The 22663-nt window shown below is 39.3% G+C and carries 22 protein-coding genes and 4 tRNA genes; 9 read left to right on the top strand and 17 right to left on the bottom strand.

Translation table 11 applies throughout. The features are described 5' to 3' along the window. Positions 1-3: 3 nt before the first annotated feature. The 4 genes from FTU36_RS00935 to FTU36_RS00920 all read right to left on the bottom strand — a co-directional run bounded on the left by FTU36_RS00935 (position 4) and on the right by FTU36_RS00920 (position 3456). Complete coding sequence (locus FTU36_RS00935) at positions 4-420, bottom strand: heme-binding protein (RefSeq protein ID WP_180116631.1); 417 nt, start codon at positions 418-420, stop codon at positions 4-6. Between the two features lie 102 nt (positions 421-522). After that, positions 523-1821, bottom strand: coding sequence for a glutamate-1-semialdehyde 2,1-aminomutase (hemL, locus tag FTU36_RS00930; protein WP_180116630.1), 1299 nt, complete (start codon positions 1819-1821; stop codon positions 523-525). A gap of 35 nt (positions 1822-1856) precedes the next feature. Next, positions 1857-2477, bottom strand: coding sequence for a thiamine phosphate synthase (gene thiE / locus FTU36_RS00925; RefSeq protein ID WP_078188828.1), 621 nt, complete (start codon positions 2475-2477; stop codon positions 1857-1859). 595 nt (positions 2478-3072) lie between these two features. Continuing rightward, positions 3073-3456 carry a DUF962 domain-containing protein gene (locus tag FTU36_RS00920; RefSeq protein WP_180002975.1) on the bottom strand — a complete coding sequence of 128 codons (384 nt, stop codon included), beginning with the start codon at positions 3454-3456 and terminating at the stop codon, positions 3073-3075. A 321-nt stretch (positions 3457-3777) separates the two neighbouring features. Between FTU36_RS00920 and FTU36_RS00915 the strand changes: the two genes are divergently transcribed. Next, positions 3778-5238, top strand: coding sequence for an inorganic triphosphatase (locus FTU36_RS00915; RefSeq protein WP_180003176.1), 1461 nt, complete (start codon positions 3778-3780; stop codon positions 5236-5238). A gap of 224 nt (positions 5239-5462) precedes the next feature. After that, entirely contained in the window at positions 5463-5894 is a 432-nt protein-coding gene (locus FTU36_RS00910; protein WP_180026836.1) for a hypothetical protein, read from the top strand. Between the two features lie 100 nt (positions 5895-5994). Here the strand turns inward: FTU36_RS00910 and FTU36_RS00905 are convergent, their stop codons facing one another. After that, a complete protein-coding gene (locus FTU36_RS00905; protein WP_180105859.1) occupies positions 5995-6648 on the bottom strand; it encodes a TetR/AcrR family transcriptional regulator in 654 nt (217 codons plus the stop codon). Positions 6649-6768: 120 nt separating this feature from the next. Here FTU36_RS00905 and FTU36_RS00900 point away from each other — a divergent pair, with 120 nt between their 5' ends. Continuing rightward, a complete protein-coding gene (locus FTU36_RS00900; RefSeq protein WP_180105825.1) occupies positions 6769-8013 on the top strand; it encodes an MFS transporter in 1245 nt (414 codons plus the stop codon). 35 nt (positions 8014-8048) lie between these two features. Here FTU36_RS00900 and FTU36_RS00895 read toward each other — a convergent pair whose 3' ends face one another. Next, complete coding sequence (locus FTU36_RS00895) at positions 8049-8681, bottom strand: hypothetical protein (protein ID WP_180054498.1); 633 nt, start codon at positions 8679-8681, stop codon at positions 8049-8051. Positions 8682-8788: 107 nt separating this feature from the next. On the opposite strand from FTU36_RS00895, the gene FTU36_RS00890 reads away from it, so the two are divergent. Both FTU36_RS00890 and FTU36_RS00885 read left to right on the top strand, forming a co-directional pair. Continuing rightward, the gene (locus tag FTU36_RS00890) at positions 8789-9187 is read left to right on the top strand and encodes a DUF3144 domain-containing protein (RefSeq protein WP_180026838.1); all 399 of its coding nucleotides are present in this window, start codon (positions 8789-8791) and stop codon (positions 9185-9187) included. Between the two features lie 172 nt (positions 9188-9359). Further along, entirely contained in the window at positions 9360-10424 is a 1065-nt protein-coding gene (locus FTU36_RS00885) for an amidohydrolase (protein ID WP_180116629.1), read from the top strand. Between the two features lie 80 nt (positions 10425-10504). On the opposite strand, the gene FTU36_RS00880 is transcribed toward FTU36_RS00885, so the two are convergent. Both FTU36_RS00880 and FTU36_RS00875 read right to left on the bottom strand, forming a co-directional pair. Then, complete coding sequence (locus FTU36_RS00880; RefSeq protein WP_180116628.1) at positions 10505-13273, bottom strand: pitrilysin family protein; 2769 nt, start codon at positions 13271-13273, stop codon at positions 10505-10507. A gap of 149 nt (positions 13274-13422) precedes the next feature. Next, complete coding sequence (locus FTU36_RS00875; RefSeq protein WP_180084253.1) at positions 13423-14244, bottom strand: PhzF family phenazine biosynthesis protein; 822 nt, start codon at positions 14242-14244, stop codon at positions 13423-13425. Between the two features lie 104 nt (positions 14245-14348). On the opposite strand from FTU36_RS00875, the gene FTU36_RS00870 reads away from it, so the two are divergent. Both FTU36_RS00870 and gloB read left to right on the top strand, forming a co-directional pair. Further along, positions 14349-14957: a flavin reductase family protein gene (locus tag FTU36_RS00870; RefSeq protein WP_180084252.1), complete on the top strand. Its 609-nt coding sequence runs from the start codon at positions 14349-14351 to the stop codon at positions 14955-14957. Between the two features lie 109 nt (positions 14958-15066). After that, positions 15067-15798 carry a hydroxyacylglutathione hydrolase gene (gloB, locus tag FTU36_RS00865; RefSeq protein ID WP_180002990.1) on the top strand — a complete coding sequence of 244 codons (732 nt, stop codon included), beginning with the start codon at positions 15067-15069 and terminating at the stop codon, positions 15796-15798. A gap of 91 nt (positions 15799-15889) precedes the next feature. Here the strand turns inward: gloB and FTU36_RS00860 are convergent, their stop codons facing one another. Next, positions 15890-16156, bottom strand: a complete 267-nt coding sequence (locus tag FTU36_RS00860; protein ID WP_257224776.1) for a hypothetical protein — start codon at positions 16154-16156, stop codon at positions 15890-15892. Between the two features lie 441 nt (positions 16157-16597). Between FTU36_RS00860 and FTU36_RS00855 the strand changes: the two genes are divergently transcribed. Continuing rightward, a complete protein-coding gene (locus FTU36_RS00855; RefSeq protein WP_078188846.1) occupies positions 16598-16801 on the top strand; it encodes a hypothetical protein in 204 nt (67 codons plus the stop codon). Positions 16802-17108: 307 nt separating this feature from the next. On the opposite strand, the gene FTU36_RS00850 is transcribed toward FTU36_RS00855, so the two are convergent. The 6 genes from FTU36_RS00850 to FTU36_RS00825 form a co-directional block, all read right to left on the bottom strand. After that, positions 17109-17193: transfer RNA gene (locus FTU36_RS00850), tRNA-Leu, on the bottom strand. A 73-nt stretch (positions 17194-17266) separates the two neighbouring features. Beyond that, a tRNA-Leu gene (locus tag FTU36_RS00845) sits at positions 17267-17351 on the bottom strand. A gap of 37 nt (positions 17352-17388) precedes the next feature. Continuing rightward, positions 17389-17462 (bottom strand) — tRNA-Trp (locus FTU36_RS00840). A 37-nt stretch (positions 17463-17499) separates the two neighbouring features. Beyond that, positions 17500-17584 (bottom strand) — tRNA-Leu (locus FTU36_RS00835). A 107-nt stretch (positions 17585-17691) separates the two neighbouring features. Continuing rightward, positions 17692-18516 carry a protein kinase gene (locus tag FTU36_RS00830; RefSeq protein WP_180026843.1) on the bottom strand — a complete coding sequence of 275 codons (825 nt, stop codon included), beginning with the start codon at positions 18514-18516 and terminating at the stop codon, positions 17692-17694. Beyond that, complete coding sequence (locus tag FTU36_RS00825) at positions 18494-20005, bottom strand: DUF3336 domain-containing protein (RefSeq protein ID WP_180116627.1); 1512 nt, start codon at positions 20003-20005, stop codon at positions 18494-18496. The genes FTU36_RS00830 and FTU36_RS00825 overlap by 23 nt, the downstream gene beginning before the upstream one ends. Before the next feature lie 189 nt (positions 20006-20194). On the opposite strand from FTU36_RS00825, the gene FTU36_RS00820 reads away from it, so the two are divergent. Next, positions 20195-21073, top strand: a complete 879-nt coding sequence (locus FTU36_RS00820; protein ID WP_180116626.1) for an ATP-binding protein — start codon at positions 20195-20197, stop codon at positions 21071-21073. A 153-nt stretch (positions 21074-21226) separates the two neighbouring features. Here the strand turns inward: FTU36_RS00820 and FTU36_RS00815 are convergent, their stop codons facing one another. Both FTU36_RS00815 and FTU36_RS16655 read right to left on the bottom strand, forming a co-directional pair. Next, entirely contained in the window at positions 21227-22216 is a 990-nt protein-coding gene (locus FTU36_RS00815) for an esterase-like activity of phytase family protein (protein WP_257224775.1), read from the bottom strand. A gap of 21 nt (positions 22217-22237) precedes the next feature. Beyond that, complete coding sequence (locus tag FTU36_RS16655; protein WP_257224774.1) at positions 22238-22558, bottom strand: hypothetical protein; 321 nt, start codon at positions 22556-22558, stop codon at positions 22238-22240. Between the last annotated feature and the right edge of the window lie 105 nt (positions 22559-22663).

Here is a 22663-nt window from a genome sequence, read left to right as displayed (position 1 = left end):
TATTTAGTTTTGCTGCGCTAAAAAAGCTTGAATCGCCTGCTGTGCAATTTCAGCATCCTGAAAAGACTTTACGCCAGACACGCCCATTGCACCAACCAACTGCCCTTCATACATAATCGGCTCACCGCCTTCCAGCATGCCTGAAAAGGTATCCATGGTCAGAAAGCCCATTTGACCGCCTTTAATAATGTCTTCAAAAAGTTTTGAAGGACGGCGGCTAATCGCAGAACATTTGGCTTTTTCTAAGCATAGGTTTGCTGTCATTGGCGATGTGCCATCCATACGTTTCATTGCCAACAAATTGCCTGTCTCATCCGTAACCGCAATGCTGACATTAAAACCATTTTCGACTGCATAAGCATGTGCTGTGTTTAGTAAAAATTCTGCATCTGCCAAAGTTAAATAATGCTTGGTTTTCATTTAAAAATCCTTCTCTTAAAAAACTGAACTTAAAACAACAAAAAAGCCCACAGCAGGCTGCGGGCTTTATTCTAAAGCAGAATTTACCGATTTAAATGAAAATTACTTCATTTCTGCAAAAACTTCTTTCGCCATTTCAATGGTAAATGCAATATCTTCATCGCTATGCGCGCTTGAGAAGAAACCTGCTTCAAATGCTGAAGGTGCTAAGTTTACACCGCGCTGTAACATACCGTGGAAGAAAGTACGGAAAGCATCTACATCACATTTCAGAATTGAATCAAAACCGGTGATTTCAGTTTGATCAGTGAAATAAATACCGAACATGCCGCCCACTTGCTGCGTAAAGAACGGAATGCCCGCTTCGTCTGCAGCTGCCTGTAAACCAGCAAGCAAACCTGCCAATTTTTCAGTCAAAGTTTCATAGAAGCCCGGCTGACGCAAATGTTTAAACATCTCAATACCGGCACGCATAGCCAATGGGTTACCAGACAATGTACCTGCTTGATAGACCTTGCCCAGTGGTGCGATGCATTCCATCACTTCGCGTTTACCGCCAAATGCACCAACTGGCAGGCCTGCACCAATGATCTTGCCTAATGTGGTTAAATCAGGTGTTACGCCATAATGTGCTTGCGCACCGCCAAGACCGACACGGAAACCTGTCATTACTTCATCAATGATAAAGACCGAACCATGCTCATCACACACATCGCGAATTGCTTGCAAGAAACCCTCTATAGGTTTCACCAAGTTCATGTTGCCTGCAACTGGCTCGACAATTACACCTGCAATTTCTGAACCGAATTTTGCAAAGCATTCTTTAAGCATCGCAATATCGTTATACGGCAGTGTTAAGGTATGTTTAGCGAAATCAGCTGGAACACCTGCAGAAGTTGCTTCACCCTCACCCTTTGTCAACAAGCCTGAACCCGCTTTAACCAAGAGTGAATCTGAGTGACCGTGGTAGCAACCTTCAAATTTTACAATCTTGTCACGGCCGGTATAGCCACGAGCAAGACGAATGGCTGTCATAGTCGCTTCAGTCCCTGAATTAGTCATACGAACCAATTCAATAGACGGCATAATTTCGCAAATAATATCCGCCAAAGTCGTTTCATGAACGGTTGGCGCACCAAAACTTAAACCATCAACAGCCGCTTCTTGAACCGCTTTAATAATGTCGGGCTGCGCATGACCTAAAATCATTGGGCCCCAAGAGCCGACATAGTCGACATAGCGTTTTCCGTCTACGTCATAGAGATATGCGCCTTGCGCTTTTTCGATAAATACCGGTGTACCGCCTACACCATTAAATGCGCGTACAGGAGAGTTTACGCCGCCAGGAATATGCTTGCTGGCTTGTTTAAATAATTGTTCTTGCTTAGCAGATAAGCTCATAAAAATTCTCTACTTATTCAATCTAAAAAATAAAATTAAGCTTGTTCAGCAAAAAGCTCAGACCATTCATAAACACGACTGCTTACAGCAGACATTGAACGACCTAATACATCACTAATCACAGCACAAAGATCAGCACCCGCTTCAATCACTTCAGCAGAATTTTCTACAGTTAAACCACCAATTGCACAAATAGGTACATTTAGTTTCGCTTTGGCTTGTTTTAGCGTTTCTAAGCCAATATTGCCTGCTTCAGGCTTAGTTTCAGTCGCAAAAATGGCGCCAAAAGCCACATAGTTTGCACCGTCTGCAATCGCCTGCTCAGCCAGTTCTAAAGAATTATTACAGCTTCGACCGATCAAAACATTTTTAGGTAAACGTGCTACAGCTTCAGCAATTGAACCGTCATCTTGCCCTAAATGTACACCCACACCATATTGAACTGCAGTTTCTAAATCGTCATTAATAACAAAAGGCACTTTGTATTGATTACACATATTTTTCATGTATTCAATTTCATAAGCCTGATCTTCCTTTGCCACTTTTTTACGGCGATATTGCAAAACAGCAACTTCATAAGTTGCCATCGCGCCTTCGAGTTTGGCTAAAAGCAATTCGATAGGATCATCATTGGTAATGAGGTATAAACCACGCATAGTTCAATCACAACTTAAAACTTTTGAATATTATAACGATTAGGTCTATGAAATGTTGCTTGGGGCATAAAATTTTAATGCTTTGCCGCTGAGAAAGTTATATTCCTTTTCACAGGACTGCTTATATAAATGTTTAATTGAATTTTCTGTAGAAAATGGCAAAAAATACCTATTTTCAGGTATAGAACAAAATTGATACAAATTATTTAATACTGCAACAGAAGAACACAAAACGCAGCGCATAAAAACACAACACTTTATAAAAATAATAATGAGTAACCTATTAGACTTTTTGGTGCTTGGTAAGAAACGTTTTGGGGAGCGTTCAGAGCATCAAAAAGTCTAGCCTATTTTTTTTGTGAACATTTTTGTGGTTAAATCTTTCAAACAATAGACCTTTTCTAAGGCCATAAAAAAAGCCTAGAGAAGGTCACTCTAGGCTTGGAAAACTGGGGTTTATCGTCTATTTATCTTTCAGATAAACAGTGAATAAACAATATGAACATTATTAGACTAATCACTCTAAACTTACAAGTCATTTACTCAAAAAACTACACCAAAATCAATAAAAATTAAACGTTTGATTAATAAATAATTAACTATCAATCTTATCTAAATTACGGTCTTTTAAGCTTAAGTTCCCCTTCACAATATCAGACAGCATGCGCCAATCGGAAATAAAGCTGTATAAAGGCTGCTTGAAACTTGCCGGCTTATTTTTTTCAAAGAAAAAATGTCCGACCCATGCACAGGCATAGCCTGAAACCAGACCATAAGCAAAATACTTTGGTTGTTTTTTTAAAATTGCTTTCGTGAAGAAATAGAGTCCTATACTGCTGCCTGTGGCATGTAAACGTCGGCTCATGATATTTCGATGTTCAGTCAAATAAAATCGATAAAATTGCGAGTAGTCACGAATAGGCAACTGAAATTCGGGCTTTAAATCTCGATTAAACTCGGGTTGTACTTGTGAATTCATGTTGTGCTCATCCTGAACTTATTTTAATCAACATAGCTTAAAATTCGTCCGCGTTAAAGGCGTAAAATTTTATTTTGATCCCATGAAAGTCGAACCATTGTGAATTATACAATTGATGGAATATCCATCTTTTAAAACTTTTCTTAGTCCAAAAGCAGAGTTTTCAAATCCGTCAAGTCTTACTTCTCAACTGTTTTTCGCTACAATCGATACGCGTTTAACTCATAGAAAATTTACGCACATTTTAGTTTTTCATTTTTATAAAAATTTAAAGATCGCTTCATGCCAGATCATGAAGTTGTGACATCAGGACAGAAAACCATGGTTGAAGTTGAATTAAAGTTCCAGATTCCAGAAGCACGTCGAACTGCATTATTAAAAGCACTCGATCCAAAAAAATCGGAACAAATTCAACTTAAAGCTAAATATTTTGATACCCCAGATCGACAAATGGCCCAGCAGCATGCAGCCTTGCGTCAACGTTTAGAAGGAACGCGCTGGATTCAAACCTTGAAAGCTGCTGGTAAAAGTCACATTGAACGGTTTGAACATAATTTAGATTTGGGTGAACTTGAACAAGCCCCTGCCCTAGATTTATCTGTTTATAGCAATGAAGCTGAAGTTCAGTCGGTTTTAAAAACCACTTTAGGTGATCAGCAAGATTCGCTACAACTTCAGTTTGAAACTGAGATTCTGAGAACTTATCGCGTCATAGAGTTTGAAGATGCCAAGATCGAAGTTAGCTTAGATATCGGCTGTATCCGTAGCAACAATACAGAAACAGAGGTTCACGAAGTTGAATTTGAACTTAAAAGTGGCTCTATTCAATCACTCCTTGCCTTTAGTTTTGAATGGGTTAAAAAGTACCATTTGTGGTTAGATGTTCGTAGTAAAGCTGAAATTGGAAATTTGCTGGCATTGAATCAAACTGTGAGTCCAGCAGTTGAGGCTAAAGAATTTCAACTCAGTAAAAAAGACACTGCCGCAAAAAACTTACGACTTTTAATTGCACAGGAAATGCAGCACCTTCTGCCTAATATTGCCGCAATTTCTGCAGGTGTTGCTCAGGCCGAGCACATTACACAAGCTCAAAAAGCACTCCATCATTTACAATTAACCATTTCGCTGTTTAAAGATTGGAACAGCGATATCGTTGAAAAATGGGCTGTGCAATTGGGCGCATTTAAACAGCAGTTTGAACAATTACACCATTTTGAGCACATGCAAAATACCTTGGGTGGCTTTTTACAAAACCCAACGACCTCAGAAAATTTAACCAAAGATATTTTGTATGCCAAAGAGAAGTTAGGCAATTTGGTTAAATCGACTCAAAATGTGCATCATTATCTTGAGCTTTTAATGTTTAGTTTGAAAGTCGATGAAGCACCGCAACAACATGATTTTAAATGGTATGCTCAAACTACCCTTCAAAACCAATATAAAGCCCTGCAAGAGGCTTTAAATGATGCCGACATTAACAATTTTGAAAGCTTAGATGTGCTTTCTCAGCGCATACAAGAGCTTAAATTTAGCTTCCCAATTTTGACGTCTATTTATGATGTAAAAAACTTGCAGAAATATAGTAAAGCGCTCAATGATGCACAAGTCGCGGCTCAGGAATATCAAGTCCTTTCCTCTTCTGCACAATATATTCAGCAAACAGAGCTGGAAGCTAGTGATTGGTTTGTTCTCGGCTGGTTGACTGCAAAACAAGAGGTTTATGCAGATAAGCTATTAGAAGCGACCGAGCAATTCCTTGTCAGTCGAAAACTCATTAAATAAAACCTAAGGGAGATTCAATGCGTCTCCCTTTTTTATTTGTATCCTACATTGTCATATAGATATTCATTTGTTGAACATTCAGGTTCATAGTCGGCTATTTTCAATTCATCATTTCCTTAGTTTGACTCAGTTACATTGAAATATTTTGAGAACCTATTATTTTTGTTTTCTGGATAAAAACTTTTAAAATAAGCTATCTGAAAACTTAGATTCAGGGTGGTTTTATGTTGAATAGTCACATACCTGTAATTTATCCCCTATTTTCATTTTCACTTATTTTTATATTTTTCCCAATACTGAGTGCTTGTAGTGAACAACATAAGCCTGTGCAAAGCACCGAATTAAGGCGCACGGCATCCTTACAAGTCGAAAAGCCGCTTTCTCCAACTCAAAACTTTGATCAGACACGACGAACCTTTAAAGTCCTGCGCAATAATAATGAGGACTATGGTGATGAGTCTTACCAAATCAAAACCGATGCTGGCACACTGAGTATTTACAGCATGAACTTGAATCCGCAACAAGGTCAGCTACTATCTAGCGTCAAGTCTGGAGAATGTCTCACCCTATCGAGTCAAAGCGACAATTTAATTGCGGTTGACGGTTATATCAGTGTGATGGAATTGGGCGACATTAAAATTCATCCCTGCAAATAAACTTCAATATAGTATTTGCATATCAGTCATTCAAAAAAACTAAGAAAATTGCCTTAAGGCTACACTGCTATTGGGGGTTTAATTCATAATCCATACTGATTTAACCTTGTGCTAATAACCCCCATGATTTCATAGCATTACTCACCATGCGTTGTAATTGTGTCAAGGCCATACCATCACGTGCTTGTATCGTCATCCCTTGCAATAAGGTCATATAAAAATCAGTCAATTGCTCTGCATGAGCCAAACTTTCAATTTCCGAATTTTGCACGCCTATAGCGAGCCGATCCATAATTTTTGTTTTGGTATAGGCACGACGTTGTTTAAGTTGTTCCTGTACGGTTTGGTTCTGCTGTGAACAATTCATCGTTGCCACCACCACCATACAGCCTTTAGGTTTATTGGCTTGTACCAAGTGCTGAATACTGTCGTACAGGTAGAGCTCCATCGCAATTTTAGCAGTTTGACCTGCTTGTAGAATTTTTTCGGCAGGTTGAACTTCGTGTTCACTGTAGTATTCAATACATTTTTCAAAGAGCGCGGCTTTATCGCCAAACGTGCCATATAGGCTAGGTGCGGTGATATTCAAAGCTTGAGTCAAATCACTGATGGACGTTCCTTCATAGCCAAATTGCCAAAACAACATCATGGCTTTTTCCAAAGCTTGCTGTTCATTAAAACATTTAGGACGTCCACGCTTCTTGACCAAATAGGCTGAATTAGCGTGTAGATTTTCCTGCTTTGAATCATTCATCATAAGCTAACATTTATATTTTATAACGTTCACTAATAAAATAATTGACGCTCACAATTTAATCAAATAGTTTATTTTTATAACAGTCACTATTAAATTAAATAATTAAGGTGTAACGCTATGAATACGCATGCTACAGCTTTAAAACCAGATGAACCGTTGACGCAGCAGCCTGAAGAATCTCCCCCCAATCAAGGGAATTGGTTTGCAATCCTCACGGTTGCCATTACAGCTTTCGCACTAGTCACCAGTGAGTTTTTACCTATTGGTGTGTTAAATGCCATTGCTCATGATTTAAATATTAGTGTAGGTACCGCAGGTTGGGTGATTACCCTCCCTGGCATTATGGGTGCGATTGCAGCGCCCCTGCTTTCTGTTGCTGTGAAGCAACTTGACCGTCGTATCTTACTGATTGCTTTAACCGTGATTATGGTCATTTCTAATTTTATAACTGGCTTCGCAGAAAGCTTTGCGCTGTTGCTGTTTAGCCGTTTTCTACTGGGTATCGCTATCGGTGGATTTTGGGCAACAGCCATAGCCTTGAGTGGACGTGTCGCACCAAGTCATTTTGCCATAGCCAAAGCCACTGCGATCGTCATGGCAGGAGTTACCTTAGCGACGGTATTAGGTGTTCCATTAGGCACATGGCTAAGTGACTGGTTAGGTTGGCGTAGTGCGTTTCAAATCATTGCAGCGATTGGCATCGTCATTTTAGTTTTAGAAATCAAATTTCTCCCAAAACTTCCACCCACTTCGGCTATTCGATTTAGTGATTTACCTGCACTGATTCAACATGATAAAGCACGTAAAGGCCTGATTATTATTTTATTAATTGGTTTTGCTCATTTTTCTTCTTATAGCTATCTCGCCCCATTTTTTAAGAATCATGCAGGCTTTGATGCGACCACCATCAGTTCATTATTATTGATCTACGGTATAGCCGGTTTCTTTGGTAATTTATTTGCGGGTTATAGCAGTAACATCAATGTCCGCTATACCCTTGCTTTTGTTGCCTTCAGTTTTATCGTGGTATTTTTTAGCTTTCCACACTTTGCAGTTCATTTATTCGGTGCATATCTTTTAACCGCATTATGGGGTTTCGCCTTTGGGGCATTTCCTACAACGGCCAATATCTGGATGTTAGTACATGCCCCTGAAGCTGCTGAAAAAGGCATGCCACTGTTTATTGGTATTTTCCAACTCATGATCGCGTGTGGCTCACTGTTTGGCGGCTATATTGTTGATCATTTTAATGCCAATACCTTATTGTATTCAGTGATGATCTTTGTCGCATTTGCCATAGTGGCTATATTCACATTAGGGCGTGGATTAAATAACCCGAAGCTTCCTTGTACAGCAAACTAAGTACACGCTCTAACTGATATCGTCAAAACATTTGATTAACGATATTTCCCAAAGATTTTCCACGTATTGTTATCTGCTAAAGGGTCACTATAGCTATCACTACGGGCTTTACGTGGTTTGTCACGGGCATCCACCAATTTAAAGTCGTTTTCGACACTGAGTACAATGCCATTCACATAAAAACGGGTCCGGGTATAATCACTTTGCCCATGTTGAAATACATAGGTTCTGAGGTCAATAAATTCACGGTGTGCGACTAAAGCTGCCGTGTCATCGCTGTCCAGCCATAGTCGCATCGCTTGAATTTGATCAGCTTCAAACTGCCCACATTTTTCAACTAAGCTGGCAATACCCCGAAAGGTTTTAGATTCTTTCGCCCGTGTTTTGTTGATTCGAATACGATCCACATGAAAATAAAAAAGCGGCAGATTCAAATGACTCGGCAAATGGACTGCATCGAGGACTTCATCTTCCATAAAGGGCTGAAATAAGTCCTGAGCACGTTCAATTAAGCCAGTCCACTGCGCATAATATTCGGCTACTTCAGACGCTGTACCATAATAAATGGGCAGCCCTTCTACATTGGCTAAGGTTGAGGGCGGCCAAACATTTTGTCGAAGTAATCCAATATCACTTTTCAGACTTTGCACTGCGATTGCATCTTGCATGAAGCATTCCATTTTACTTAGGCTATTTTTTAGATTAAGTCAAAGGTTTAGTTTCTGCAAGGCTTTGCCTATAATACTGCATTAGATTTTTATGCTAGGACACATTCATGGTTCAAAAGATTGAAGCTACTGATGTAACCGAAGAAGAAGCGTTGAATGCAGCTTTCTTTGAACGTGCGGATGAATTTATTAAACAAGCCAATGAATTTTGTCGTGTTGAAAAAGGTTCTCAAGTTAAACCTGCAGAAATGCGCGGCCAAGTGAGTGCTGCCATGTTATTTGGTACTGCTCGCTTTAATACTTGGGTTGCTGCAAATGGCTTCAAAGATGGCAAAGAAATGCGTGATGCCAAAGATCAAGTGATGTCTTATATTCTTCAACAATTTCAAATGATGCTTGAAGATAATTATGATGAATATTGCGAACAGTTTGAAAACTATCTTCGCTTCCGTCATAACGAAGAATTCCATGCAAATAAGCATGATGACCACGATCATCAGCATTAATCAAAAGCCCTTCGGGGCTTTTTTTATACAACTTCTCTTTCACAAAGCTTTGATTTAATATTCAGTCATAACGTTGTATTTTCATCATTCAAACTATTTTCAGTACCTTGTGTATTTGAAAATACAATGAAATACGCAAGAAATGGACATGGCTTTAAGGACAAGGATAGCAATGCAGACACTCGATTTTGCCATCGTGGATTCACATATACATCAATGGGATCCATACAATACCCCACATGCCGCTTCACTTGCCGTGAAATTATTGGGCAAACATCCCTACTTGCTCGACAAAATGATGCGCTTAGTTAAGCCGCAAGAGTTAATTGACACAGTTGGTTTGACTAAACATGTGACGACACCGTATTTGCCTGAAAATTATAAGCAAGATGCAGGACATTATCAGGTCGATCAAATCGTACATGTAGAAGCGAGCTGGCATGACCATAAAGGTAAAGGGGTGGTTGGTGAAACCAAGTTCATTGAATCCTTAGACTTTAACGCTCAAAAAATTAAACTTGGCGCCATAGTCGGCACTGCAGACCCATGTGACAGTAGTTTTAAGAAAATTCTTAAAATGCATAAACAAGCCTCCCCACATTTTCGTGGCATACGAAAAATGGCAGCTGTACATGAAGACCCAAAAGTTCATGCATGGACCAATGAGCCCCATCTCTATACCAATAAAAAATTTATGAAAGGTTTTGAAGCTCTTGCTCAAATGAATTTAAGTTTTGATGCATGGGTTTATTCAGACCAAATTCGTGATTTAACCGCTTTAGCACGTGCTTTCCCTGAAACATCTATCGTTCTGGATCATTTTGGGACACCTGTCGGTGCCTTTGGACCTGTCGGCTCACATACAGGCTTAACCCAAACTTCACGTGACAATATCTTGTTTCGTTGGAAAGATGATTTAGCTGAACTGGCAAGTTGCCCAAATGTTTATACCAAAATGTCTGGATTATTCATGCCGGTGCTGGGTCATCAGTTTCATAAAGAACAACGCCTTGCATCCAAACAAGAGATTTTCGATTGCGCCTTTCCGCTTATTTCTCATGCTCTACAATGCTTTGGGAAATACCGTGTGATGTTTGGCTCTAACTTCCCGATGGATAGTGTGAGTGCATCTTTGGTGAATATTATTTACGCCTTTTCAGATGCGGTCGCGAGTTATGATCATGATGCACTGACTTTAGTCTTCCAACAAAATGCCCGTCAGTTCTACCGCCTATAAGTTCGTTAAGATAATCTTATAATCAAGTCATACAATGCAGCTCAAAAAAATCCTCCAGATGGAGGATTTTTTTATTAAGTTTATTTTTGAGTAGATTTTACAGCTTGACCATATTGGTCAGCCATCACCTCAACCAAACGCTCAGGTTGAATATATTTTTTAATGACAGCATCAACATCCGCCTTGGTCAAACTAGCAATGCGTTGATCACGCTTTTCACGATAGTTTAAATCACGACCTTTTTCTAACTGTGGAATTAACATGCTATGAATGCGACGGTCATCTTCAAGTGCAGTTAAACGCTTTTTCAAAATACTAGCTTTGGCTGCTTCTACTTCCTGTTCCGTCACGCCATTTTTCAATAAGTTTTGCAAAACTTTATGAACAGACTGAGAAACTTGTGCTGATTTACCCGCAGTGTAGTTTGCATCAATACTCAGTACACCTGAATTCACCCATTCATCAAAATTAATGTCAGCACTAAAACCATAAACCAGTGCATTCTTTTCACGTAACTCTTGGGCTAGACGTGAAGACAATTGTGAATCACCGAGTATGTGGCGTAATACTTGTAGTGCAGGAGAATCGGTATGCTCTACACCTACAGGTAGAGTCATAATGGCTTGGTAACTACCAAACTCACGCTGTTCAGACAATGCATGCACTTTCTGTGCAGGATACGCTGTAAATGTAGACTCTAAGCGTTGATAAGGTTCGCTGGTTTTCCAATCTGCAAATTCTTTTTTCAGAATTTTTTCTATTTGCTTGGTATCAAAATCACCTGTTACCGCAATTTGTGCATGCTGTGTTTTAAAGAATTTTTGATGTAACTGCTGCACTTGATCACGTGTAGCTGACTCAATTTGTTTTTTCGCAAGTTCAGGTTCGAAGTGATAACGAATATCCCCCGGCTGATAGATCTCGACAATACGCGACAAAGTCATTGCTGCAACGGTATCAGGCTCTGTATAAGGTCGATCCAAACTCGATAAACTTTGCGCTTTGATTAAATCAAATTGTGACTCTTCAAATGCTGGAGCTTTAATAACATCAATGACATATTGCAAAAATTCAGCAAATTTTTCTTTACGAGCAACCACTTGAATCATCAGGCCATTATCATTTGCACTGACCGTTGCACCGCCACCAACATCAATAATTTTATCGGCAATTTGCTGTAAACTTTGATCTTTCGATGCACGGAACATGAGATAAGCTGTTAAATCTAGCAACTCCCCTTTATTCATTAAGCTTTGTGCTGTACCAAAATCCAATGCAATTGTTGCATAAGTCTTGTCATCACGAGTTTTGGTTGGAAACAATGCATACTGAATGCCGTTTTTAAATTTAGCTCGCTGAATCTGTTTTTCTTTCTGATTTAGATATTGCTTAGACTCAGCTACATATTGCTTCACTTCAGCTCGATAAACACTCGCATCTTTCAATGGCTCTTCTGCAGGCGCTTGCTGATCTAAAGTTTCAGCAGGTTTCGACGCTGCTTGTTGCTGTGCTTTCTTTTGATCTTCAGGTGTAGGCAGAATATTTCCTGTGACACGGTATTCAGGCTTTAGAAAATCCTTATACACTTGATTCACGTCGCTTACACTCAGCTTTTGTACTTTATCTAAGTCTCGGAAATATTGAGACCAGTCCCCGTTATAAGCCACAGTATAAGAACTAAGACGCTCGCCAAGTGCTGTTGCGCTATTTTTGACATTGTCAGCCATATTTCGAGTCAGGCTTTTAACACGGTTTAGCTCGACGTCATTAAAGGCTTTGGTTTGCTCCACACCTTGTGCAAGACTGGTTGCCACTTTGTTTGCATCATGACTTGGGCCATATATCGCCCCCATAAACACCAAATTAAAATCTTTATCTAACCATGTGGTCGATTGAACTGCGGTTGCTGTCCCTGTTTCCACCATGCTTTGATACAAATGCCCACTCGGCTGTAAGGTATACAAGGTTGGAGATACCGCCAAAGCAGTTTTAATCGGTTCAACTGCACCATTTATATAAATATTAAATTTGCCAAAGTCACTACCCTTATGAACAGTAAATTCGCGTTGCTTTAATTTCGTTCCATCTAATTTAGGGACTTTGGCCTGTTCAGGAATTTGACGTGCGACAATTGGGCTAAATTGTTGATCAATTTGTTTTAATACTGCCGCTTTATCGAACTTACCAGAAATCACCATCACTGCATTATTTGGCGCATACCAACGACGATAAAACTGATTTAATTCGTTCATATTAATCGATTGGAGCTCTTTCGAATCACCTATCGGTAAACGACCTAAAGATTGATTGCCATAGGCTTCTTTTAAAACTTGGTCGATTAACACTGAAAATGGCTGATCTAAACGAATTTCACGTTCACGCTTTACGATATCAATTTCTGTCGGTACAAATTTTTCCTGAAGTACCAATTTATCCATCCGTTCTGCTTCTAAATGCAAAACTTGATCGATTGAACTTTGTTCAGGACGAATCACATTGGTATATTTCGTTGAATAATAATCCGTACTGGCATTGGTCATCAGCGTGAATTGGTCTAAGCGACGCTGAAATTCATCACCTTTGACATTTTCAGTCCCTTTAAAGGCCAAATGTTCAAGCAAATGTGCCAAACCACCTTTGCCCGCAGGGTCATTTAATGAACCCGTGAAATACACCGTATTCATAAACACTTTGCTTTCTTTATCGTTTTGCGCCAAAACCACACGAAAACCGTTGTCTAATTTATATTCTTCAATGGCTTGTTCAGTTTTAACCAATACAGGTTGAGCAAAGAGGCTTGTACTTAAACCTGCAAAAAAAAATGAAAGCGTTAAATGTTTAATACGCATGTAATTCAAGTGTCCTTTATATTTAGCATCGATCAGCGTAGTGCTGTCGATCAGATTGGTTTTGATTTTATGCTGAGCTTTTCAGGATTAATAGTTACTTTTTATTAAATACATGCCGCAGATTTCGACAGCATGTATTTGATTTATGTTCAGATATAAATGTCCGACTGCATATATAAACACGCATAGCCTGAGATTTCTATACGGTCATTTTCGAGCATTTGACAATGTAACTCACCACCACGGCTTGATGCTTGATACGCCAAGATTTGACGTTTTTCTAGACGTTCTGCCCAAATTGGCACGATTCCGGTATGAATAGAACCCGTAACAGGATCTTCATTGATGCCATTACCCGGTGCAAAATAGCGTGAAATACAGTCATATTGCTGGGCTGCCGCAGTGATTGCAACATCAGTGATCGTACCCGGCGCTGTAATTGCGGTGCGGATTTTGCCGAGTCGTTTTAAAATTTCAAAATTCGGTTGTTCGTCCAAAACTTGTTGAGCCGTTTCGTATTCCACGATATACGCCTGCGCATTCTGATAAACCTGCTTAAAAGGTTGACTCAACCCTAGACGTAACTCTTCAGGATAATCGCTCACGACCTGTGCCCGACGCACAGGGAAATTCATCAGAATTTTTCCATCTTCAGCTTTATTTACGCTAAAAATACCGAGATTTTTGACATGAAATTGGATATTTTTTTCAGCCGTATAAAACTCAAAAAGCACATAACTACTGGCCAATGTCGCATGTCCACAAAAGTCCACTTCAGTGGTCGGTGTAAACCAACGAATTTCATAATTACTGCTGTCAATTTTTTTCACAAATGCAGTTTCAGACAGATTATTTTCCAAAGCAATCTGTTGCATCAAGTGTTCATCTAACCATTCATCCAACACCAAAACCGCCGCTGGGTTGCCTTTAAATAACACTTGGGTAAATGCGTCAACTTGATACATTTTCATTGATAGAACTCCTGATTTAGTGATTTATATTAAAGGCTTTTGAAAATATTTCATGCGTTATATGCTATGTAGCAACACTTTTTAATAAAACATCTAAGTTTTAGATGCACTTAACTATAGGCATAATTTTGAAAACGCATATTCACCCCGTTCCTTTAGAAAAATCATACCGACTTTTAAATCATGGGCCGACTGTGCTCGTCTCTGCTCAGGATCAAACCCATACCGGTGTGATGACTGCGGCATGGGCATGCGCCTTAGAGTTCAATCCTGCAAAAGTGACGGTAGTACTGGATAAATCAACTAAAACACGTGAAATTATTGAAAATTCAGGCTATTTCGCCTTACAAGTACCAACACTAAAACAACTCAAACTGGTCTATGCACTTGGCATGATGAGCCAACGTGATGCGCCAGAAAAATTACGCCAATGTGGCGTGGAATTATTTCAATTTAATAACTCAAATATTCCTGTGGTTGAAGGTTGTGCTGCTTGGCTACTGTGCAAACTTATTCCTGAGCCGCACAATCAACAAGCGCACGATCTGTTTATTGGCGAAGTCATTGCTGCCTATGCAGACGACCGCGTCTTCCGTAACGGACATTGGTATTATCATGAAGTAGCAGATGAATGGAAAAGCCTACACCATGTTGCTGGCGGGCACTTTTATACCATTGGTAATCCCGTATCTGTAGACGAGACACCAGACTAAAATAGTGCTATGAACTCTGTCGTTTACCTAAGGTTGAAAATCAATAATCATCCGTTTTGAGCATTTTCATGCTAACTTTAACTTAATTTTAAATATTGAATGAATGGATATGACGTTTAAAATACATACATTGGATGTCAAAAATTCACTGCAAAATTATATTTGGCTGCTTGAACACACCGAAAGCCATGATGTCATTGCAGTAGATCCTACTGAAGCTGCCTTGGTCGAGCGCTATTGTCAGGAACATCAACTCAATCTTACGCAAATTTGGTTAACGCATTGGCATAAAGATCACGTCGGTGGCGTACCAGAACTTATTCAGGATAAAAACATTGCTGTTTACGGTCCCCGTGCAGAATTGAGCCGTATTCCATGGGTGAATTATCCTCTCGATCATAATGACCGTTTTGAATTTCATGGTCTTGAAGTTGAAATAACAGCAACGCCCGGCCACACCCTCGGTCATATCGTATATTTTATCGATGACATTCATACACTGTTCTGTGGCGATGTATTATTTGCTATGGGCTGTGGACGTGTATTTGAAGGCACCTTTCAACAAATGTACGATTCCTTGAACCGTATAGCCGCATTCCCTGCTGAAACTCAAGTGTATTGTACTCACGAATACACCCTATCGAATGCGCAGTTTGCGCGGCATGTTGAACCTGACAACCTTGCCATACAACAGCGGTTTGATGAGGTTGAATCCCTACGCATGCTCGGGCAATGTACTTTACCAAGCAGTATTGAATTAGAACTAGAAACCAATCCATTTTTACGTGCAGAAAGTGTTGAAGCATTTCAGCGCTTAAGAGAACTCAAAGACAATTTTTAATTGGATTGCGAGTTATAAGCATTTTAGATTTCATCACAAATAAACTGTTTTATTTGTGATGAATGTTTCGGGGCGATTTATCATTTTATATTTATAAAATTTGATTGCTTGCAGCAAATTCGTCCAATTCAGCTTGAGTCACAACTCGAACCGCTTGCATTTCATCGATACGCACCATCAATAAGCCACCTAATGCAGGCTGATAACGTCGCGCACTGCCAAAAGGCGTATATGCCACTTTGGATTGCTCCGAAAAGACCAACCAATCTTCATGTCCAAGCATTACCGCAACAGGCGTCTGCCCTGCTTGTTGCATCTGTTCAATTTTTGCTTTGACATCGTGCTCAATGTTTTGCATGCGTTCAATCTATTTATATCGATGGGATATAGTATAAAAGCATTTCGACAAATCTTGATGTGAAATAGCTTCTCAAGTTCATCTATCCAGCCAATTTAGCTGTGAACAAGTCATTATTTGCAATCCACAACTGCATGCCCAAACAGCTGTGCATTCCAAACCAAGCAATCGATTATTTTGCGCACAGCTTCTCTATGCACATAGGACATATTTTAAGCCAGCAGTTAAAACCCAAATTTTTAAAATACGTTATATTTACTTACATTAAGTTTAGATTGTTATAAAACAGCAATTTAAATGAATTTATACCGTTTATAAGCCGATAATCTGTTTATTTATCCATCAAAATTTCATATTTTAAATAAAAGTTTTCCATTTCCCCTTTAAAAAATATTTTGACACCCCTATTTAATATTTTAATGATTGATAAGGAGTTCGCTCGTGAAAAAAGTGGTTAAAGCAAAAAATTTAGTTGCCTTCCGTCTTTGGTTAGAAAAGTTAGGATATTCTGTTCGTACACTGGCAGATAATCGTGGATTTACATTCAGTTTTAAAAAAGAATATGGTTTAGTGACTGTAGATTTGTCTGGTAATGCTTTGGCCATGCAGCTCGGTGAAGAGTTTGAAGATCATTTAAAGGCATAATCTTCTCTATAATTTATTCGAACGATTTGAAATAAATGATTTAATTCGATTGATTCGAATCCGCATTTAAAAAACTTGCCCGTATATGCGGGCTTTTTTTTACCTTTGATTTACTGACTCATTTTAAACGAGATAAATTTCAGACAATAAAAAAGCAAGATTAGACATCTTGCTGTATCTCCTGGTTCATCATCTTTCATTAGATTTTATTATTAGAATTAGTCTTCAAAAAAGACCATGTTTAAGACACTGATTTTTTCGAATTTCAAAAACAAAAAAGCAAGGTATAAAACCTTGCTTAATCTAATGGTGGGGACGGAGAGACTCGAACTCTCACACCTTGCGGCGCTGGAACCTAAATCCAGTGCGTCTACCAATTTCGCCACATCCCCAACTCGGGTGCTGACAATGTCAGACTTTAATTTGTTTTAAAAACCTGTTTATTTGGCAACTTAATAAATTAAGTGGTGGGGACGGAGAGACTCGAACTCTCACACCTTGCGGCGCTGGAACCTAAATCCAGTGCGTCTACCAATTTCGCCACGTCCCCAACAGGGTTGCTGACAATGTCAGACTTTTTTAAAACTTGGCAGAGGATCAAGGATTCGAACCTTGACGAACGGTTTTGGAGACCGTCATGCTACCATTACACCAATCCTCTGTAACCTTCATTACCAAACTCATGTTTAGTAATTCAGTGGTGGGGACGGAGAGACTCGAACTCTCACACCTCGCGGCGCTGGAACCTAAATCCAGTGCGTCTACCAATTTCGCCACGTCCCCGATGGCTGTGTATATTATAGAGATCACCCCTACATGACAAGCCTTTTTTATAAAAAAGCATCTTGTTTGTTTAAATAAAAAACAATAGTGCTTTTTTTGTATTTTTCTTAAGCAAATTCAGCAACTAAGTCGCTTTTTAAGCGATAAAAATCCACCAATCTGTCATTTTTTTGCTTCATCAACATGTGTTGCAATAGCTGAGTAAACCCTTGATATTGCAGTGGCAGATCAAGCTTTAAGCGTTGGCAATGTAAATAGGCCCAATCTTCATAGTTTTTCGCCTCTAAACGCTGTGATGTCAGCCATTCCAAAAAAATAATCCCCAGCGCATAGATATCACTGTGCAAAGATTTCGCTTGTCCATGGAAAAGTTCTGGAGCCATATAACGTGGTGTCGCAGTTAAGGCATCTAACTGATCAAATTCTAAAGGTAACGCTTGCTCAAAATCGATGAGTCTGCACTGCCCTTGCCAATTCACAAAATGCTCTTGTTTTAAATCTGCATGTATCCAACCGTGCAAGCTTAATCGTTCAACCACATCGAGTGCTTGCCATAGCACTTGCCTCACCTGCGCAAGGCTCAAATTCGATGCAGGCTGTACGAACCAAGGCTCGGCATTCGGGAGTATTAATAGGCGATCAATAGACTCTTGCTGAATACTGAGATGCGACTGTTTTATCACTTGAAAAGGTAGCGTGATGCTGTTTTGTGTAGACGCTTGACTAAATAGTTGGTACAGCTCAATTTCACGACCAAAACTAGCTACATGTTCAGGACTGCTGTCACTGACTTGCGCCTTGAGCCAATAACGTTGTTGATTGAATTGAAATTGATATAGACGACGCCCAAAAACCAAACTTTTAGATTTGGTTTTTGGCTCATAAATGATTTGCGTTAAATCTGTGGATTTAAACCGCAATAAACTCTGCATGTCGTTGGCTGGGTTCATTTTGATAATTTAATAATTCCAAACAATGCTGAATGGTCTTACCGATACGGGCTTGCGTTTCGATTAATGAAATCTTCGGCCATGTGGCTCTTTCACCTTCACGTTGCAATACCTTAAACAGATAAGGTCGAGGATTTTGCAACATATAACTATAGTGTCTTAAGCCATATTTCCCCACAATATTGACATCACCATAGTAACGCTGATCCATCACGCCATAACCATGATCAAGCAAACGTCTAACAGGTGGAATACTTCCTGCGCGCTCACGGGCAAAATCCATAACCCCTTTACTAATCACCTTACCTTGACGACGAACGATCCGCTCAGGCCAACTCAACATGCTTTTACGAAAGCGTGCAGCATCATCCTGCATAAACGGCACAATATGCGGATTGACCTGACTGGCGATACTATAATTAATATTATATAGACGTGCCATTTTCTCCTGTGGGAAATCACTGCGCACACTACCATCTACCCAACGTGTTGCCGACATATATGGCGTAAATTGCCCGTCATAACGCTTACTGGTCAGTCGTACCGGTGGAAATAGAATGGGCACTGCACATGATGCCAGCACTGCACTCCATACCAACAAATCGGGTGAGGTATAGGCATTCATAATTCTTGCATCTTGTGATGCATCATAAGGCGCAACTGCCACATTGATATGCAGACCAGATTGCTTATAGGCTTCGAAAAAAGTTAAGTCACCTAAGTTTTCAACCAAAAACTTTTTCAGATATTTTACATCCGCCAAGCCGCCATTACCCTGCACTAACTCAGTCAATTTCCGAAAGTGAAATGCCTCACTAAAGAAGTTTTGTCCGTTTAATAAATTGGTAAATTCTGACGGTTTAGATACACCCAACATCCCTGTCATAATGGCGCCAGCACTGGAACCTGACAAAACTTTTGGCATGAGGTCTTGTTCCATCAGCGCTTTACACACACCGGTATGAAACAAGCCTAAAGTTGAACCGCCGGAAAACATCAATACAGGTTGTCCATAGGCTTTTTGGCTTTGTTCAAAGAATTCAATTTTTTGTGCAGCATTGAGACAAACGCATTCTTCGGATGCAATAAAGGCCAAACTTTGACTCACCTCATCAACATAGTCTTCAATAATTTTTTTGGTGCCGACGTAGGCTTCTGTAAACAGCAAGGGATGGGCAATATTGCCCACATCATAAGTTAAACCTTCACTTAAAATGTACATCAAATCTCGAGTACGTTCCTGAGCTCGATATCGTCTCAGTAACCCTAAACGATGAGTAATAATTTCTGCATCAAAATACGGTGAACTATTATCGAGTTTCCATTCTTGCGCACCCGATTCTTCATCTATTTTTAGTGCGATATCCTTCCATTCTTCATAACATTCAGCACGGTCGAGCTGACGCTTTAATTTTTTGATCCGATATGCCTGATGTGGATTAATACTTTTTGAAAACTCTGTAAACAACATGACTATCCCTCAGCACATTTTAAACTGTTCACTCGGCTAGATTTATAACAACTTTTGGGTTGTTCGAATAGCGTAGATCTGCCAGAACAATCATTTAACTTTGACATATTTCAGCGATTATAACTGCATTATTGATGTACACTGCTGTCATATACTAACCAACAACAAGACACGACAAGCTGACTTATCATGGCTACAATTGATTTACCTGACAACATCCTTCAATCGCTATCTACTGTACTCTTACAACTACAGCACAGTTTGCCTGAGCTTAAACAAGCACCCGATTTTTCGAGTATCGCGTTTAAATGGCAAGATAAACAGCTTAAAGCCATTCAACAGCCCAAAGTCATGTATTTAGAAGACTTAAAAGGGATTGAACGTCAAAAAGAAAAAGTGATTCAAAACACTTTACAGTTTTTAAATGGCTTACCTGCCAATGATGTTTTACTCACTGGCTCTCGTGGTACAGGTAAATCATCCATCGTCCGTGCCCTACTGACCCATTATGCAGACCAAGGTTTACGTTTAATTGAAATTGAGCGTGATGATTTATCTGATTTGCCAGAAATCCAAAAGTTGATTGAACATCGCCCTGAAAAATTTATCGTATATTGTGATGATTTGGCATTCAATGCTGAAGATGAAAACTATCGCAGCTTAAAAAGTGTTTTGGATGGTTCATTACAATCAGGTTCAAGTAATTTTATTATTTATGCTACCAGTAACCGTCGTCATTTATTGCCTGAATTCATGCATGAAAACACACCTGTAACCAAGGTAGATGTGCCTCAATATACTGAGCTCCATCCACAAGAAGCGATTGAAGAAAAAATATCTCTTTCTGACCGCTTTGGGATGTGGCTGTCTTTTTATCCAATGGATCAAAATTTATATTTAGAAATTGTTGAACATTATTTGGCTAAAGCTGCAATGCCATGGACAGATGAAGCTCGTGCTGAAGCACTGCGTTGGTGTCAAGGTCGTGGGCAACGTTCAGGGCGTGCTGCTTATCAATTTTCAAAGCATTGGATTGGGTCTGAAAATCTAAAGGCTTTGGAAAAATAACGTCTACAATATTTTTATGATCTGAAAATATAAGTTCTGCAAAGCCAGTCAGACAATTTCAGCTAAAAGCAGCCACATCCTCGTTGGCTGCTTTTAAATGCTAATAAACTCTTAATTGAACCAATTTCTTGAAAATCATTAAGAACACACCACTTATGGCGCTAAATTGAGTTGACCAATCACATATAAGGTATTGCAATCAATCACACTTTTCTCCGCATCAAGGTATTTTTGCTCCAAGATCCCATCCGTTTCTGTAAAACCATAATCATCATCATTTATAATTGCCAAATGCTGTTCATCAATCACCCACAAGCCTTCAACTTTATCGTGTGGATAATGTAAAGTTTCGACTAAATCGACAACTAAGCTCTTTGCCACAGGCAAAATATTTAATTTTTTTAGCGCCTCCCACCCCTCATTAAGCACATATTGTTCAGGTGTTTGCCCATCAATGAGCAATCCTAAAGATTCATTTTGCTGAAAATGATCACTTAGTTGAACTTTTTCTAGGTTTGTCGCCGCATCGAGATATATTTTATAGATTCGTTTAAAAGCGTTTGGATTATCTTTATAAAAATCATCATCACGTTCAGCCACTAAAAAACATGTTTCACTCAGCGCGACAATGGCTGTATTTGAGTTTGACTTAAGTTCTTGCCGATATAGATATTGTTCAGTTGAGCCATCGTCTAAATTGACCACCACAATACGAACCAAGTCCGACGTTGTGACTGATGAATCTGGATTACTCATCGTCGACTGCATGATGCCGACCAATTTTTTTTGATCTGGTGTAATCGTCAGACCTTCCATCCCTCGATTTTGCTTACGGTTGGCAAATGCATTTGGAAGAAAATAACCCGACTTGCAACGCTCATCTTGTTTGTATGCATTAATACGGTCTATTTCCACGCCTTCGCTATTAAAATGAACGAGATGAGGCCCATATTCATCACTCACCCAAAATGTGCCATCTTTTAATGCAACCAAACCCTCAGAATCTAAGCCATATTCATCTGTGCCAATTGCTAAAACCACATCATTTTGATCATAAGCCACTTCTTTTGTTGCACCAAAATGCCGATTTGGCAAACCTGTTATAGGTCTCCCAGTTGGATCTTTGAGTAATATTTCTTTCAATTTTTTAATCGATCCATCGAGCTACAATTCAAAAAGTCTGATTTTTGGCATATAGCTTGGATCTAAGAATATCTTGCCTTTATCTCCATTCACATCATAGGTTGTATTCGGACCTCGATCCGTAAGAGCATAAAATTGATATTTTTGAGTGGGATGTGGGGAAATTTCCGACCCAAAACCTCCACAATGAATTTCAATAAAATGGTCTTGTTTTGCCCCATCTGGAATATTGTGGATATCCAAAGTTTCATAGGGTAAAGAAACACCTTTATAAAATTTCTTTAGGTCAATATGACTTTGATTTGGTTTTGATTGATCCAAAGCTTCATTATTTTTTGTCATTATTTCACATGGCTCTAATTATTTATTGAGCCATCATATCCTCAATAATGATCTAAAACCACAATCTCTTTTTTGAAACACACAATAAAAAAGAGGCTAATTTAG

Origin of the sequence: Acinetobacter sp. YH12096 (genome assembly GCF_013419215.1) — a bacterium.
GTDB classification, from domain to species: domain Bacteria; phylum Pseudomonadota; class Gammaproteobacteria; order Pseudomonadales; family Moraxellaceae; genus Acinetobacter; species Acinetobacter amyesii.
This window is presented reverse-complemented; position numbering and strand designations above follow the sequence as displayed.

Excerpts from the sequence above, each read along its gene's own strand:
- FTU36_RS00935 (WP_180116631.1), bottom strand. The coding sequence starts at position 420 with ATGAAAACCAAGCATTATTTAACTTTGGCAGATGCAGAATTTTTACTA.
- hemL (WP_180116630.1), bottom strand. The coding sequence starts at position 1,821 with ATGAGCTTATCTGCTAAGCAAGAACAATTATTTAAACAAGCCAGCAAG.
- thiE (WP_078188828.1), bottom strand. The coding sequence starts at position 2,477 with ATGCGTGGTTTATACCTCATTACCAATGATGATCCTATCGAATTGCTT.
- FTU36_RS00920 (WP_180002975.1), bottom strand. The coding sequence starts at position 3,456 with ATGAATTCACAAGTACAACCCGAGTTTAATCGAGATTTAAAGCCCGAA.
- FTU36_RS00915 (WP_180003176.1), top strand. The coding sequence starts at position 3,778 with ATGGTTGAAGTTGAATTAAAGTTCCAGATTCCAGAAGCACGTCGAACT.
- FTU36_RS00910 (WP_180026836.1), top strand. The coding sequence starts at position 5,463 with ATGTTGAATAGTCACATACCTGTAATTTATCCCCTATTTTCATTTTCA.
- FTU36_RS00905 (WP_180105859.1), bottom strand. The coding sequence starts at position 6,648 with ATGAATGATTCAAAGCAGGAAAATCTACACGCTAATTCAGCCTATTTG.
- FTU36_RS00900 (WP_180105825.1), top strand. The coding sequence starts at position 6,769 with ATGAATACGCATGCTACAGCTTTAAAACCAGATGAACCGTTGACGCAG.
- FTU36_RS00895 (WP_180054498.1), bottom strand. The coding sequence starts at position 8,681 with ATGCAAGATGCAATCGCAGTGCAAAGTCTGAAAAGTGATATTGGATTA.
- FTU36_RS00890 (WP_180026838.1), top strand. The coding sequence starts at position 8,789 with ATGGTTCAAAAGATTGAAGCTACTGATGTAACCGAAGAAGAAGCGTTG.
- FTU36_RS00885 (WP_180116629.1), top strand. The coding sequence starts at position 9,360 with ATGCAGACACTCGATTTTGCCATCGTGGATTCACATATACATCAATGG.
- FTU36_RS00880 (WP_180116628.1), bottom strand. The coding sequence starts at position 13,273 with ATGCGTATTAAACATTTAACGCTTTCATTTTTTTTTGCAGGTTTAAGT.
- FTU36_RS00875 (WP_180084253.1), bottom strand. The coding sequence starts at position 14,244 with ATGAAAATGTATCAAGTTGACGCATTTACCCAAGTGTTATTTAAAGGC.
- FTU36_RS00870 (WP_180084252.1), top strand. The coding sequence starts at position 14,349 with ATGCACTTAACTATAGGCATAATTTTGAAAACGCATATTCACCCCGTT.
- gloB (WP_180002990.1), top strand. The coding sequence starts at position 15,067 with ATGACGTTTAAAATACATACATTGGATGTCAAAAATTCACTGCAAAAT.
- FTU36_RS00860 (WP_257224776.1), bottom strand. The coding sequence starts at position 16,156 with ATGCAAAACATTGAGCACGATGTCAAAGCAAAAATTGAACAGATGCAA.
- FTU36_RS00830 (WP_180026843.1), bottom strand. The coding sequence starts at position 18,516 with ATGCAGAGTTTATTGCGGTTTAAATCCACAGATTTAACGCAAATCATT.
- FTU36_RS00825 (WP_180116627.1), bottom strand. The coding sequence starts at position 20,005 with ATGTTGTTTACAGAGTTTTCAAAAAGTATTAATCCACATCAGGCATAT.
- FTU36_RS00820 (WP_180116626.1), top strand. The coding sequence starts at position 20,195 with ATGGCTACAATTGATTTACCTGACAACATCCTTCAATCGCTATCTACT.
- FTU36_RS16655 (WP_257224774.1), bottom strand. The coding sequence starts at position 22,558 with ATGACAAAAAATAATGAAGCTTTGGATCAATCAAAACCAAATCAAAGT.